The following is a 14,658-nucleotide window of genomic DNA, read 5'->3' on the forward strand; positions in this document are numbered from 1 at the left end:
GGAGTTCGCCCCTCCGGCATCGGGTGGCGATACGAACAGGGCGTGACGAGATCGGACGCATCACGGAGGTGCGAGATGGCGCAGGGTTCCGGCGGCGGCTTCGGGCGGCGGTCGCTCCTTCAGGGCGCGGCGGCGGGGTCCGCGGCGCTGGCGCTTCCCGCGGTGACCGGGGCCGCGTCGGCGGCGGCCGCCCCGGCACTGGTGCACGGTGGGCGGCCGCGCGCCTCCTGGGGAGTGCAGGCCGGGGACGTGACCGCGTCGTCGGGCCTGGTGTGGGTGCGGTCCGACCGGCCGGCCCGGATGGTGGTGCAGACCGCGGCCACCGAGTCGTTCCGGGGCGCCCGTACGTGGCACGGGCCGCTGCTGGGGCCCGGTACGGACTTCACCGGAGTGACCGCGCTGCACGGGCTGCCGGCCGGTGAGCAGATCCACTACCGGGTGCTGCTGGCCGATCCGGACCACCCGGAGCGCGCCGGGGAGCCGGTGGCCGGCACGTTCCGCACGGCGCCCGAGAGCCGGGGCCGTGGTGGGCGGCAGGAGGGCGTGCGGTTCCTGTGGTCGGGCGATCTGGCCGGGCAGGGCTGGGGCATCAACCCCGAGCGCGGCGGCTACCGGGTCTACGAGGACATGCGGCGCCGCAACCCGGACTTCTTCCTGTGCAGCGGCGACAACATCTACGCCGACAACCCGATCCAGGAGCGGGTGACGCTGCCGGACGGGCGGATCTGGCGGAACGTCACGACGGAGGAGAAGTCCAAGGTCGCCGAGACGCTGGCGGAGTTCCGGGGCGCGTTCCGCTACAACCTGCTGGACGAGAACCTGCGCCGGTTCAACGCCCAGGTGCCCACGATCACCCAGTGGGACGACCACGAGGTGCACAACAACTGGTACCCGGGCCAGCTGCTGGAGGACGACCGGTACCGCGTCAAGGACGTCGACGTGCTGTCCGCGCGGGCGCTGCGCGCGTTCAGCGAGTACTTCCCGATCCGGACGCTGCGGCCGGACGCCCGAGGCCGGGTGTACCGCGTGCTGCGGCACGGTCCGCTGCTGGACGTCTTCGTGCTGGACATGCGGCGCTACCGCAACGCCAACTCCCCCGACCGGCAGACCGACGACCCACAGGGCATCCTGGGCGCCGAGCAGCTGCGCTGGCTCAAGCGGGAGCTGTCGCGCTCGCGGGCGGTGTGGAAGGTGATCGCCTCGGACATGCCGCTGGGGCTGGTCGTCACCGACGGCCCGGCGAACTTCGAGGCGGTGGCGCAGGGCGATCCCGGGGCGCCCCTGGGACGGGAGCTGCAGATCGCCGAGCTGCTGCGGCACATCAAGCACCAGCGGGTCACCGGCACCCTGTGGCTGACCGCGGACGTGCACTACACCTCGGCGCAGCACTACACGCCCGAGCGGGCGGCGTTCCAGGACTTCGAGCCGTTCTGGGAATTCGTGTCCGGGCCGCTGCACGCGGGCGGTTTCCCGGCCGTGAAACTCGATGGAACCTTCGGGCCCGAGCAGCCGTTCATCAAGGCACCGGACCGTGCGAACGTCTCCCCGGCGGAGAGTGCGCAGTACTTCGGCGAGGTCGATATCGACGGGGGAAGCGGGGAGCTGACGGTGCGGCTGCGTCAGGAGGGTGGAGAGGTCTTGTTTACCAAGACGCTGCAACCGGGACGGGTAGGACAGTAGAGGCCAATGCGCCAATTGCGTCTTTTACCCGTGCGACACAAGGTGTTGGCGACCAGGCAACACCCGTCGGCGAGGCTGTCCGCATGACCGAGACGACCACCGCCCGTTCCGCCCGCTCCGCCCGGCGCCACCACTGGCGCCGGGACGTCGTCGAGCTCGCCGCCCTGTTCACGGCCGTGGCGGTGGCCGACGCCGTCGCCAACACCATCGCCCACGGCCCGTCGGGCCCCGTGCTGCTGTGCACCATGGCGGTCGCCCTGCTGGCCACGACGGGCTTCCACATCTGGTGGGCACGTCGCCATGAACACGCCCCACCACCACCGGATACCACGGCGACCGACGGCGCCGCCCGGTCCGCCGCGCCGGCCCCCGAGAACGGCGCCCGCGAGACGGTGCTGTGGCGGCTGCGGACCACCGTCCGGGACGAGCCGGGCAGCCTCGCCGCCCTGTCCACCGCGCTGGCCGCGCTGCGGGTGGACATCCTCAGCCTCCAGACCCACCCGCTGTCCGACGGGACGGTCGACGAGTTCCTGCTGCGCGCCCCGGCCGGCCTGGCGCCCGCGCAGCTGACCCGTACGGTCGCCGGCGCCGGCGGCGCGCACAGCTGGCTGGAGCGGGCCGACGCACACGACCTGGTCGACGCGCCGACCCGGATGCTGAGCCTGGCCACCCGCACGGCCCTGGACTCCGCCGAGCTCCCCCTGGCGCTGCGGCAGTTGCTGGGCCGCTGCACCATCCACTCGGTGCCCGCCCGGTCGCTGACCGGCCAGCCGTTGGCCGAAGAGGTGCCCGCCGAGGGCGTGTTGGAGGAGCACACCATGAAGTTCCGCGACCCCTCCGGGGGCTCGCTCACCATCGAAAGGCCGCAGTTGCCGTTCACCCCCACCGAGTTCGCCCGGGTGCGGGCGCTGGTCGAGCTGGACGCCCGGCTCGGCCAGCGCGTGCCGCCGCGGCGTGATGTGCTCACCCTGCCCGAGGGCAACGCGATCACCGTCCGTCGCGCCGACACCGACGATCTGGCCGCCGCCCGGGCCATGCACCAGCGCTGCTCGGACCGGACCCTGGCGCAGCGCTACCACGGCCCGGTCGGGGACGCCGACCGCTATCTGGGCCACCTGCTCAGCCCGCGGTTCGGCCGCACGCTCGCCGTGGAGACGGCCTCCGGTCGCCTGGTGGCCCTGGGCCACCTGCTGTGGGACGGCGAGGAGACCGAGGTGGCGCTGCTGGTCGAGGACGCCTGGCAGCAGCGCGGCATCGGCGCCGAGCTGCTGCGGCGACTGGTCGCGATGGCGGCCGAGGCCGGCAACGAGAGCGTCTACGCGATCACCCAGGCGTCCAACACCGGCATGGTCGCGGCGATGCGCGGCCTGGGGCTGCCGCTCGACTACCAGATCGAGGAGGGCACGCTGGTGATCACCGCGCGCCCGACGGGCGTCCCCGCGCTCCGGGAGGACCGTACGGAACTCCGGCTGCGGGACGGCTCCCGGCACGGCTGAGCCCGGCGCGGGCACGGCCCGCCCGGCACCGGCCGTGACAGGAACGTCCGCCGGAATGTTGGTGACGCGGCGGGCCGATCCGTACGAGGATGGCCCGCATGTCCAACACCACTTCCCCCGCGGGCGGTCCGCTGCCCCGCCAGGTCGCCGACGCCTACGTCGACGCCCTCGTCGAACTGGACCCGATCACCGGCACCTACCTCGGTGTCGCCGAGAGCTCCGGCAAGCTCCCCGACTTCTCGCCCGAGGGCCAGGAGGCGGTGGCCCGGCTCGCCCGTACGACCCTGGACAGGCTCGCCGAGGCCGAGGCGCGGCCGGGCGCGGACAGCGCCGCCGAGAAGGTCTGCGCACGGCTGCTGCGCGAACGGCTCGCCGCGGAGCTCGCGGTCCACGACGCCGGCGAGGGGCTGCGCCAGGTCAGCAACCTCAGTTCGCCGCTGCACCACGTGCGGGAGGCCCTCACCCTCACGCCCGCCGACACCGAGTCGGACTGGGCGGCGATCGCCCAGCGGCTGCGCGCGGTGCCGGCCGCGCTGGCCGGCTACCGCGCCGCCCTCCAGGCCGGCCTGGACCAGCACCTCCCCGCCGGTCCGCTCCAGGTCACCACCGTCATCGGTCAGCTCGGCGAGTGGATCGGCACCGACCGCAGCTGGTTCGCCGACTTCACCGCCCCCGGCCCGGAGTCCCTGCGCACCGAACTGGACACCGCCGCCGAGGTGGCCACCGGCGCCCTGGTGGAGCTGCGCGACTGGTTCCGGGACGTCTACGCCCCGGCGATCGAGGGCGCGTCGGACGTGGTGGGCCGCGAGCGGTACGCCCGGCTCGCCCGCTACTACAACGGCGCCGACACCGACCCGGAAGAGGCGTACGCGTACGGCTGGTCCGAGTTCCACCGGCTGCTGGCCGAGATGGAGACCGAGGCCGAGAAGGTGCTGCCCGGCGCCAAGACCCCGTGGGAGGCGCTGGCGTGGTGCGACGAGCACGGTGAGGCGGTCGAGGGCGTCGAGGAGACCCGGCAGTGGCTCCAGTCGCTGATGGACGAGGCCATCGACGCACTGGACGGCACCCACTTCGAACTCGCCGAGCGGGTCCGCCGGGTGGAGTCCCGGATCGCCCCGGCGGGCAGCGCCGCCGCCCCGTACTACACCCAGCCGTCGCTGGACTTCTCCCGCCCCGGCCGCACCTGGCTCCCGACCATGGGCGAGACCCGCTTCCCCGCGTACGACCTGGTCTCCACCTGGTACCACGAGGGCGTGCCCGGCCATCACCTCCAGCTGGCGCAGTGGGTCCACGTCGCGGACGACCTCTCGCGCTACCAGACGACCGTCGGCATCGTCAGCGCCAACGCCGAGGGCTGGGCGCTGTACGCCGAGCGCCTGATGGACGAGCTGGGCTTCCTGACCACGCCGGAGCGGCGGCTGGGCTACCTGGACGCGCAGATGATGCGGGCGATCCGGGTCATCATCGACATCGGGATGCACCTGGAGCTGGAGATCCCGGCCGACTCCCCGTTCCACCCCGGCGAGCGCTGGACGCCGCAGCTGGCGCACGCGTTCATGGCCGCGCACAGCAGCCGCCCGGCCGACTTCGTCGAGAGCGAGATCATCCGCTACCAGGGCATGGCCGGCCAGGCGATCGGCTACAAGCTCGGCGAGCGCGTCTGGCTCCAGGGGCGGGAGGCCGCCCGGGCCCGGCACGGCGCGGACTTCGACCTGAAGGCGTGGCACATGGCGGCGCTGTCCCAGGGCTCGCTCGGCCTGGACGACCTGCTGACCGAGCTCTCGGCGCTCTGACCGGGACACACGCTCCCGCGGCCGGCCACCATCCCGTTGTGGCCGGCCGCCCCCGCCGACCGCTACGCCGAGCTGGCCGCGGCACTGGCCGCCCGCGACTGCCACCTGCTGACCTCCCCCGCCGCCTACCGCACCGCCCACGAACTCCCCGGCTGGTACGGCGCGTTCGAGCCGCTCACCCCGGCCAGCGCCTGGCTTCCCTGCGCCCCCGGCCGACCGTCGGGGCCCACCGCGGTGCGGCGGTCGGGCCTGCGCTTCGTCACCACCGACCTCGCGCTGCGCTCCGACGGCGCGTGGCGGGTGGTGGAGGTGGGCGACGGCCAGGTCAGCGGGCTGCCCGCGGGGGCGGACCCGGGTCCGCTGTACCGGGCACTGGCGGCGGCCCCGCCGGACCCGCACCGACACCCCTGACCGGCCGCGGGCCCTCCCGATCGGTACCCGGGAAACCCTTGCTCTGCCGGCGGCTCCCCTGCTAGACAGCGTGGATGACCGGATACTCCCCTGATGCCGCCGACCGGCGCATCCTCGACGTCCTCCAGCACGACGGGCGCGCGGGCCACGCCGAGCTGGCGCGGGCGGTGAACATGTCACCGCGCGCGGTCTCGGCACGGGTGCGGCGCCTGGAGGAGGCCGGGGTGATCTCCGGGTACGCGGCGGTGATCGATCCGGAGCGGATCGGGCTGCCGGTGCTGGCGTTCGTCCGGCTGCGGCACTCCGGCGAGACCGGACAGTCGTTCCGGGACCTGGCGGCGGACCTGCCGGAGATCCTGGAGGCACACCACGTCACGGGCGAGAACAGCCTGTTCATCAAGGTCGCGGCGCGGTCGATGAAGCACCTGGAGGAGGTGTCGGGCCGAATCGGCACACTCGGCGAGGTGGCCACCAGCGTGGTCTACTCCTCCCCCCTGCCCCCACGGCCGGTGAGCGCCTGAGCCCACGGTGCGCGCCCGACCGCCTGCCGGTCCGGGCCGTCAGGGCCCGGCCGGTACCCGGTGGCGGACGCTGGAGCCCGTGCGGTTCTTGACGACCTCCAGTTGGGCGGGGATGCGGGCCTTGAGGTCGGGGACGTGGCTGACGATGCCGACGCTGCGGTCGCGTTCGCGCAGGCCGTCGAGGACGTCGAGGACCTCGTCGAGGGTCTGCTCGTCGAGGCTGCCGAAGCCCTCGTCGATGAAGAGGGTGTCCAGGCGGGTGCCGCCCGCCTCGTCGGTGACGACGTCGGCGAGACCGAGCGCCAGGGCGAGCGAGGCGAAGAAGGTCTCGCCGCCGGAGAGGCTGGCGGTGTCCCGCTCCTGGCCCGTCCAGGCGTCGATGACGTGCAGACCGAGGCCGGAGCGCCGGGCGCCGCCGGCGCGCTCGTCGGAGTGCACCAGGGTGTAGCGGCCGCCGGACATCCGGTGCAGTCGGGCGGTGGCGGCGGCCGCGACCTGTTCGAGGCGGGCGGCCAGGACGTAGGACTCCAGCCGCATCCGGCGTTCGTTCTCGGCGGAGGTGCCCGCGGCGAGCGTGGCGAGGCGGGCGATCCGGTCGTAGGCGGCGCGCAGCGGGGCCAGCTCCCGGGCGTCGGTCGCGGCGTCGGCGGAGAGCCGGTCGAGGGCGGCGCAGCGCTCCCGGGCGGCGGCGAGGGCGGTGGTGGCGGTGCGCAGCCGGGTGGCGGCGGCCTGGTGGGCGGTGCGGGCCGCGTCCGGGTCGGCGGGGGGCAGCGCCGCGGCGGCGCGGAGTTCGGGGCGGTCCAGTTCGGCGGCGACGGCCGCGGCCTCGGCCCGCGCGTCGTCGTGGCGCTGCTGGAGTGCCCGGCGTACGGCGTCCGGGAGCAGCGCGTCGGCGGCGTCCTGGGGCGTGGCGAAGCCGGCGCGGTAGGCGGCGTCGGCGAGCCTGGCGTCGGCCTCCTTGAGGTGCTCGGCGCAGGCCGCTGCGGTGCGGGACGCCTCGGCCGCGGCGGCGAGCAGGGTGGCCTGCCGCTCCAGCCGGGCGGCCCGGTCGGCGACGCTGGCGCAGTCGCCGCGGGCCTCGGCCAGCTCGGCCTCCAGTGCGGTCCGCTCGCGGTCCAGGGCCTCGCGGTGCGAGGTGCGGGCGGCGGCCCGGCGCTCGGCCCGCTGCCGGTCGTCCCGGCGGCGCTCGTACTCCCGCTCGGCGCGGGCCAACGCCTCGCGGGCGGCGTGCAGTGGGGCGCCGGCGGTGTGGGCGCCGGCCGCCTCCTGCGTCAACCGCTCGACCTGGTCGGCGAGTTCGGCGGTCGGGGTGTCGCCGGCCGCCGCGGTGGCGGCGGCCAGTGCCTCCTTGACGGACTGGCGGCGGTCCTCCGTGTGCCGGCGGGCGTCCTCGGCGCGGCGGTGGTCGGCCTGCGCGGCCTCCTCGGCCGCCCGGTCGACGTGGCCGGCGCCGGCCCGCGCCGGGGCCGGGTGTGCGGTGGACCCGCACACCGCACACGCCTGACCATCCGTCAGGTTGGCGGCGAGTTCGGCGGCGATGCCGCGCAGCCGCCGGTCCTTGAGGTCCAGCCAGTGCTCGTGGGCGGTCGCGGCGCGCTCCCGCGCGGCCAGCACCCGCTGCTCGGCCTCGACGAGTTCGGCGGCCAGCCGGTCGCGGCGGCGGGCGGCGGCGAGGCGCTGGGTGGCCGGGTCGAGCTGTCCGGCGAGCTGTTCGGCGCGCTGGGCGGCCGCCTGGGCGTCGTCGATGCGGCGCTGGTGGGCCGCGCGGGCGGCGTCCCAGCCGGCGAGCCATTCGGCGGCGTCCAGCAGCGTCTGCTCGTCCGCGCGGGCCTCGCGGTCGAGGTCGGCGCGTTCCCGGACGAGGTCGGCGGCGCGGCGCTCGGCCCGCCGGGCGGCTCCGAGGGAGCCGAGGGTGGATCGCAACTCCCGCTCTTCCACGGCGAGTTGGTCGCCCCCTGCGTCCGCGAGGACGGGCGGCAGCGGGGCGCGGTGGCGCCGTTCGGCGTCCTGGGCGGCGGTCAGCGCCCGCCAGGCGGCGTCCCGGAGGGCGAGGACGGGAGCCACCTCGGCGGCAGCCCCGGCTCGCTCCAACTGCCCGCGGATCCGGTCGTGTTCGTCGCTGCGGGCGGCGAGCCGGTCGGCGCGCTGCCGGGCGTCGGCGTACCGCCGCTGGAGCCGGTCCCGCTCCCGGGCCTGCTCCAGCCGCCCGGCCGCGGTGTCCTCGGCGGCCTCGGCGGCGGCCACCGCGGCCTGCGCGTTCTCCAGGCGCTCGCGGGCGCCGACCCGGGCGACGGCGGCGCGGGCCAGTACCGCGTCGGCGAAGCCGGGTTCGCCGGGGCCGAGCGCGACGGCACCGTCCGCGTCGACCGGGCGGGCCGGTGCGGTGCCGCGGGTGGTCCGGGCGCCGCGCCCGGCGGGCCCGGTCTGGGCGGGCACGGCGACCCGGGAAGGGGGCCTCCCCTGCTCGAACGGAGTCGAGAGCTGGGGGAACGGTGCCGGGACGGCGGGGTCGGCCAGGTCCGGGAGGTCGCCGGCCGCCTGGGCGATCCGGTGGGCGAGGGCGAGCAGCCGTTCGTCGCCGGTCGCGACACGGTCGGCGGCGGCCTTGCGGCGGGCGGTGAGCTGGTCCTCCAGCGCGGCGAACCGCCCGGTGTCGAAGAGCCGGCCGAGCAGCCGCGCGCGGGCTTCCGCGTCCGCCCGCAGGAAGCGCGCGAAGTCGCCCTGGGGCAGCAGCGCCACCTGGCAGAACTGCTCCTTGCTCATGCCGAGCAGCTGCCCGATCTCCTCGCCGATCTCCTGGTGGGAGCGGCTGAGCGCGCGCCACTCGCCGGCGGCCGGGTCGCCGTCCGGGGCGGCGGCGAACTCCCGCAGGCGACTTTGCGCCTTCTCCTTGGTCGTCCCGGTGCCGCGCTTCTTGGGGCGGGGCTGCTCGGGCAGCCGGGTGAGCTCCAACCTCCGCCCGGCGACGGTCAGTTCGAGGACGACCTCGGTGGGCGTGGCGGGGTCCGCCAGGTCGCTGCGGAGCGCCTGGCCGCTCTGCCGGGTGCCCGGCACCGATCCGTAGAGCGCGAAGCAGACCGCGTCCAGTACGGAGGTCTTGCCCGCGCCGGTCGGGCCGTGCAGGAGAAAGAGGCCGTCCTGCGCGAGCCGGTCGAAGTCGACGGTGTGGGTGCCGGCGAACGGGCCGAAGGCGGTCAGGGTCAGCCGGTGCAGCCTCATCGCGCCACCTCCGCGGCCGCGTCGGTGGTCCGTACCTCGTCGATGGCCGAGCGCAGTTCGGCCCGTTCGGCGTCGTCGGCGCCGCGGCCGGCGCGGACGTGGGCGACGAAGTCCTCGGCGATCTCCTGGTCGCTGCGGCCGCGCAGCCGCTGGGCGTAGGAGGCCGAGGGGCGGGCCGGGGCCTCGTCGGGGTCGAAGACCAGGCTGAGGGTGTGCGGGAAGCGCTTGCCGAGTCGGGCCATCGGCTCGGCCGGGCGGGAGTTGTCGGTGAGCGTGGCCTCGACCCAGGAGTCCTCGTGCCGGGCCAGCGCGGGGTCGTCGAGCAGCTGCTCCAGCGGGCCCCGGATGCGGGCCAGCGGGCGCGGCACCGGGCAGTCCACCCGCTCGGCCCGCACGGCGCCGTCCGCGTCGAGGTCGATCAGCCAGGACGACTTGCGATGGTCGGCCTCGGAGAAGGAGTAGGCGAGCGGCGAGCCGGAGTAGCGGATCCGCTCGGTGAGGGTCTGGCTGCCGTGCAGATGGCCCAGCGCCGCGTAGTGCACGCCGTCGAAGACCGCGGCGGGGACGGAGGCGACCCCGCCGACGGTGATGTCCCGCTCGCTGTCGCTGGCGGCGCCGCCGGTGACGAAGGCGTGCGCGAGCACCACCGAGCGGGTGCCGGCGGGCCGGGTGGCGAGGTCGGCGCGGACCCGGTCCATGGCCGCGCCGAGCACCGCGGCATGGTCGGCGCGCGGGGCACCGAGGGTGTCGCGCACCATGGCCGGTTCGAGGTACGGCAGCCCGTAGCAGGCGACCGGGCCGTGCGGGTCCTCCAGGAGGACGGGGGTGGCGCAGTCGGCGGGGTCGGTGTGCAGGTGGATGCCGGCCTGGCGGAGCAGTCCGGAGCCGACGCCGAGCCGGCGGGCGGAGTCGTGGTTCCCGGAGATCATGACGGTCGGCACGCCGAGCCCGGCCAGCCGGTGCAGGGCGTCGTCGAAGAGTTCGACGGCGGCCAGTGGCGGCACCGCGCGGTCGTAGACGTCACCGGCGACCAGCACCGCCTGGACGTCGCGGGCGCGCACCGTCTCGACGAGGTGGTCGAGGAACGCGCGCTGGGCGGCGAGCAGGTTCACACGGTGGAAGGACCGGCCCAGGTGCCAGTCGGAGGTATGCAGAAATCTCACCGCGGCACCGCTCCGACCTGCATGTTCTCCGCTCCTTGTGCGCCCTCCGCGGCCGGCCCCGGCCCGCCCTCGGGGCGAACGGCGGGATGCCGCGGACCCGGCCCAGGGCCCGTCCGACGGGTCAGTGCCGGGACCCCGGACATGACCCACCGGACAGACCCTAGCCGCTGTGCTCCCCGCCGCCGTCACCGGCCTCGGCCAGGGGTGCCGCGGCCGGTGGGGTCAGGCACGGCCGGCCGCCAGGTCCATCAGGCGGGCCAGGACCCGGTCGCCGGAGGCGGCGAGCCCGTCGTGCTCCCACTCGTTGGTGGCCCAGACCCGGGCGGTGCCGATCGTCCGGGCGGTGTCCAGGGACAGGCCGGCGTCGACGTACGTGTCGTCGTGGTAGACGACCGCGGCGAGCGGGACGGTGTTGGCGGCGAGGCGGGCCGGGTGGTACAGCGGCGGCCAGTCGGTGCGTTCGGCGAGCCGGGCGGCGGCCCAGCCGGTGGGCCCGGCGCCCTGTCCGTAGAGGCTCTCCTGGAGGACCGCGTAGAGCGGGTTGTCGGTGCAGCCGGTCAGGGCCATGGGACCTGGTAGAGGAAGGTGTCGGTGAGTGCGGCGTCGCCGTCCTGCGCTTCGTCCAGGAGCGCGTGCAGGCGCTCGAAGCCCTCGCCCGTGCCGAGGACGAGGCCGAGGGTGCGCAGGCGACGGACGGTGAGTCGGTCCCCGTCGGGCAGTCGGACGTCCTGGGCCGCGAGGAGGTCGGCGATTCGGCGCAGCCGGCGGGCGTCGTCCGGGAAGCGGGCGGCGGCCCGGGCGGTGAGCGGGGTGGAGCGGCCGGTGCCGCGCTGGTCGAGGAGGAGCACCCGGTGCGTCCTGACGCGTGCGCCGGCCAGCCGGGCGAAGTGCCCAACGGGCGGGGGTACTTGCCGCCACGTCCGCCCTGGAGGTACAGCAACCACGGCAGGTCCTCATGGGCGCGGGACGGGTCGGCGACCTCACGGGCGAAGACCTGGAGGGTGGGGCCGTCGGGGGCGGCGTGGTCCAGCGGGACCGTGAAGACGCCGGTGATCTGCTCGCGTCAGGCGGCGGGGTCCGGCTCGGGCAGGTCGATCTCGGCGCACAGGCGGCGGTGCGCTCCCCTCGGGAACGGGCTGATGGTGCCGCGCGGCGCGCCGTTGCTGAGGAGTCGGAGGCATGCCCCGAGCGCACCCGATGAACGAACCCTGTCCCCTGCGCGACGAACAGCGTTCCAGTCCGCCCGATCGGCCTCGGCTTCGCGGTCGCCCGCCAGCTCGCCGAACTCGGCCGCCACGTGATCCTCACCCGTCCCGAGCGCGGCGACGAGGGCAATGCGCGTCCCGCCGCTGACAGCGCACGCGGTGTCGTGTGGGCGGCGCCCCCGGGCGCGGACGGGCCCACCGGCAACCTCTGCCGCGACACCCGGCCACTGACCTGACAGCGGCCCCGAGAACCCGCGCTCAGACGCCCGCGCCCCCCACCGCACGACGAGCCGGTACACCTCCGACGCCCACCCGGTCCCCCTCGGACCGGCGTCCGGCCGGTGCCGGCCGCCGGTCCGACGGAGACTGGAAGGGCGGCACGCCGCTGTCCCCGTCAGCGGTGCGCGGACCGGAGCGAGGTGAGGTCATGCAGGACGTGGTCACCGTGGGCGTCGACGGGACCCCCGAGGCGACGGCCGCCGTGTTGTGGGCGGCGCGCGAGGCGGAGCTGCGGCGGGCCCGGCTGCGGCTGCTGCACGCCTGGGTGCTGCTGGCACCCGAGCCGGAGCCGGGGACGGCCCCCGAGGACGACCAGAACTACTGGCCGCACCGGATCGTCGGGGACGCCCGGGACGCCGTCCGGGACCGCCACCCGGACCTCCCGGTGGACGAGGCCCTGGTGGCCAAGGACCCGCTGGCCGCCCTGGAGGAGGCGGCCGACCAGTCGTCGCTGCTGGTCCTGGGCTCGCGGGACCTGGGCGCGCTGGCCCGGTACACGATGGGCGAGATGGGCCTCCAGGTGGTGACGCACACCCGCACCCCCACGGTGCTGGTCCGGGCCCGCCCGGGCGCCTCGGAGCCGGCCCCGGACGCCCCGGTCACGGCCGGGCTGAGCCTGCACGAGCCCTGCGAGGCACTGCTGGCGTTCGCGTTCGAGAGCGCGGCCCGGCGGGGCGTCCCGCTGCGCGTGGTGCACGGACGGCGCCTGCCGTCGTACGCCTACAACCGGGGCGGCGGGGTCGAGCCGGTCGCCGCGCAGCAGGCGGCCACGGACGCCCGGCAGGAGCTGCTGGCCGCGCTGCGGCCGTGGCAGGAGAGGTTCCCCGAGGTCGCCGTGGACGGTCGGGTGGAGGTGGAGAGCCCGACCCGGGCGGTGCTGCGGGACGCCGCGGACGCCGCGCTGCTGGTCGTCGGCCGCCGGCACAAACTGCGCTTCCCGGCCCCGAGGATCGGCCATGTGGTCCAGGCCGCGGTGCACCACGCGCCCTGCCCGGTCGCGATCGTGCCGCACGAGTGAGCGGCCCGCACGGACAGGCGCCCCGGGCGGTTTCTCCCAACAATGGTGGCAGGGGCGTCGGGCGCCGGGCGGGCCCGTGGCGCGGTCCGGCACGGCCCCCGCAGGACACCGCGGAGGTGAGCCATGGCGAAGAGCACCCAGTGGCCGGTCCGGCTGATCGTCACGGAGGAGGACGGGACGACACGGGCGCGGGTGGAGCTGGACACCGGGACCCGGTCGCTCACCGGGCACGGCCGGGCCCGGTGCAATCCCGAGGACCCGGACGTCCCGGTGATCGGGGACGAGTTGGCGGCCGGGCGGGCGATGAAGGACCTCGCCGGCCAGCTGATCCGGCTGGCCGACCACGACCTGGCGGGCGTCGGCGCCGCGCCGCCGGGACACGAGCGGCGCACCCTCTACGGCTGGACGGACGAGCTGGCCTGAGACCGCCCGCGGGCCGACCGCCGAGCCGCACGGCCCCAGGTCCACCGGCGCGGCCCGGCCCGGGAAGGAGCCGGCGATGCCGGATGCGACGACGGTCGGTCCGACCACGACCGACCTGTACGAAGTGACCATGGCCCTGTCGTATCTGCGCGAGGGCCTGACCCGGCCGGCCACCTTCAGCTGCTTCGTCCGGGAGCTCCCCGCCGACCGGGGGTTCCTGGTCGCCGCGGGGGTGGAGGAGGTGCTCGACCACCTCTCCCGCTTCCGGATCGGGCCGGACGACATCGAGGTGTTCGCCGAGGCGCTGCACCGGCCCACCACGGACCTGGCGCCGCTGCTGGGCCTGCGGTTCGCCGGGGAGGTCCGGGCGGTGCCGGAGGGCCGGGTGGTGCTGGCCGGTGAGCCGCTGCTGGAGATCACCGCGCCGCTGCCGCAGGCCCAGCTGGTCGAGACCCTCGTCCTGAACCGGCTCACCCACCAGACCGCCATCGCCGCCAAGTGCACGCGGTGCGTCCTGGCGGCCCGCGGCCGGCCGGTGGTGGACTTCTCGCTGCGGCGGACGCACGGGGTGGAGGCGGGCCTGCGCACGGCCCGGCTGGCGGCGATGGCGGGTTTCGCGGGGACCAGCAACGTGGCGGCGGCGCACGCCGAACGCCTGCCGGTGGTGGGCACCATGGCGCACTCCTACATCGAGGTGTTCGAGGACGAGGAGGCCGCCTTCACCGCCTTCGCGCGGGCCCACCCGGGGCCGGTGACGTTCCTGGTGGACACCTACGACGTCGATTCCGGGGTGGCCGCGGCGGCCCGGGTGCTGCACGCCCTGGGCCGCGCCGAGGGGTCGGCGATCCGGCTGGACAGCGGCGATCTGGGGGCGCTGGCGGTCCGGGCCCGGGCGATGCTGGACCGGGCGGAGCTGCCGGGGGTGCGGATCGTGGCCAGCGGCGGACTGGACGAGTTCGCGGTGGACGACCTGGTGCGTGCCGGGGCGCCGATCGACGTGTTCGCGGTGGGCACCCGGGTCGGGGTGAGCGCCGACGCGCCGTCTCTCGACTCGGCGTACAAGCTCGTCGCCTACGACGGGCGGCCGGTGATGAAGCTGTCGTCGGAGAAGGTCACCGCGCCGGGCCGGAAACAGGTCTTCCGGCACCCGGGCTGCCGCGATGTGATCGGCCTGGCCGAGGAGCCGGCGCCGGCCGGCAGCGTGGCGCTGCTGAAGACGCTGATGCGCGACGGGGTGCGCTGTGCGCCGCGGACCCCGCTGGCGGACGCCCGGGCCCGGCTGACCGCGGACCTCGCGGAGCTGCCGGCGTCGGCCCGGGCCATCCGGTCGCCGGTCCCGGTCGCGCCGTCGACCTCCACGCCACTGGCCACCCTCGCCGGGCACGTGCGGCGACGGATCGAGCGGGCGGTGCTGGCGCCGTACGACCACTTCGCCTGACGCCCGGGGCAC

Annotated in this window: 10 protein-coding genes and 2 pseudogenes; 8 read left to right on the plus strand and 4 right to left on the minus strand. The window is 75.8% G+C overall.

Going from position 1 to position 14,658, the window contains the following annotated elements:
- The first annotated feature begins 75 nt into the window (after positions 1-75).
- From JNO44_RS37520 to JNO44_RS37540, 5 genes and pseudogenes are all read left to right on the plus strand, one after another.
- Entirely contained in the window at positions 76-1,680 is a 1,605-nt protein-coding gene (locus JNO44_RS37520; protein ID WP_205368474.1) for an alkaline phosphatase D family protein, read from the plus strand.
- Between the two features lie 83 nt (positions 1,681-1,763).
- Positions 1,764-3,176 carry a GNAT family N-acetyltransferase gene (locus JNO44_RS37525; protein WP_205368475.1) on the plus strand — a complete coding sequence of 471 codons (1,413 nt, stop codon included), beginning with the start codon at positions 1,764-1,766 and terminating at the stop codon, positions 3,174-3,176.
- A gap of 98 nt (positions 3,177-3,274) precedes the next feature.
- Entirely contained in the window at positions 3,275-4,969 is a 1,695-nt protein-coding gene (locus JNO44_RS37530; protein WP_205368476.1) for a DUF885 domain-containing protein, read from the plus strand.
- Positions 4,970-5,020: 51 nt separating this feature from the next.
- Positions 5,021-5,380 (plus strand): annotated as a pseudogene (locus tag JNO44_RS37535) (ATP-grasp domain-containing protein); the annotation flags it as partial.
- 74 nt (positions 5,381-5,454) lie between these two features.
- Positions 5,455-5,901, plus strand: coding sequence for an Lrp/AsnC family transcriptional regulator (locus JNO44_RS37540; protein ID WP_102925228.1), 447 nt, complete (start codon positions 5,455-5,457; stop codon positions 5,899-5,901).
- A gap of 39 nt (positions 5,902-5,940) precedes the next feature.
- Here the strand turns inward: JNO44_RS37540 and JNO44_RS37545 are convergent, their stop codons facing one another.
- The 4 genes and pseudogenes from JNO44_RS37545 to JNO44_RS37560 all read right to left on the minus strand — a co-directional run bounded on the left by JNO44_RS37545 (position 5,941) and on the right by JNO44_RS37560 (position 11,580).
- The gene (locus JNO44_RS37545; RefSeq protein WP_205368477.1) at positions 5,941-9,120 is read right to left on the minus strand and encodes an AAA family ATPase; all 3,180 of its coding nucleotides are present in this window, start codon (positions 9,118-9,120) and stop codon (positions 5,941-5,943) included.
- Positions 9,117-10,283: an exonuclease SbcCD subunit D gene (locus JNO44_RS37550; RefSeq protein WP_205368478.1), complete on the minus strand. Its 1,167-nt coding sequence runs from the start codon at positions 10,281-10,283 to the stop codon at positions 9,117-9,119. The genes JNO44_RS37545 and JNO44_RS37550 overlap by 4 nt, the downstream gene beginning before the upstream one ends.
- A gap of 222 nt (positions 10,284-10,505) precedes the next feature.
- Positions 10,506-11,337 (minus strand): annotated as a pseudogene (locus JNO44_RS37555) (hypothetical protein).
- Positions 11,338-11,346: 9 nt separating this feature from the next.
- On the minus strand, positions 11,347-11,580 hold the full coding sequence (locus JNO44_RS37560) for a hypothetical protein (protein ID WP_205368479.1): 234 nt from the start codon (positions 11,578-11,580) through the stop codon (positions 11,347-11,349).
- Between the two features lie 335 nt (positions 11,581-11,915).
- Between JNO44_RS37560 and JNO44_RS37565 the strand changes: the two genes are divergently transcribed.
- From JNO44_RS37565 to JNO44_RS37575, 3 genes are all read left to right on the plus strand, one after another.
- Positions 11,916-12,785: a universal stress protein gene (locus JNO44_RS37565; protein WP_205368480.1), complete on the plus strand. Its 870-nt coding sequence runs from the start codon at positions 11,916-11,918 to the stop codon at positions 12,783-12,785.
- Positions 12,786-12,908: 123 nt separating this feature from the next.
- On the plus strand, positions 12,909-13,208 hold the full coding sequence (locus JNO44_RS37570) for a DUF1876 domain-containing protein (RefSeq protein ID WP_205368481.1): 300 nt from the start codon (positions 12,909-12,911) through the stop codon (positions 13,206-13,208).
- 76 nt (positions 13,209-13,284) lie between these two features.
- Positions 13,285-14,646 carry a nicotinate phosphoribosyltransferase gene (locus JNO44_RS37575; protein ID WP_205368482.1) on the plus strand — a complete coding sequence of 454 codons (1,362 nt, stop codon included), beginning with the start codon at positions 13,285-13,287 and terminating at the stop codon, positions 14,644-14,646.
- The last annotated feature ends 12 nt before the right edge of the window (positions 14,647-14,658 follow it).

This window comes from Streptomyces noursei (assembly GCF_016917755.1).
GTDB classification, from domain to species: Bacteria; Actinomycetota; Actinomycetes; order Streptomycetales; family Streptomycetaceae; genus Streptomyces; species Streptomyces yunnanensis.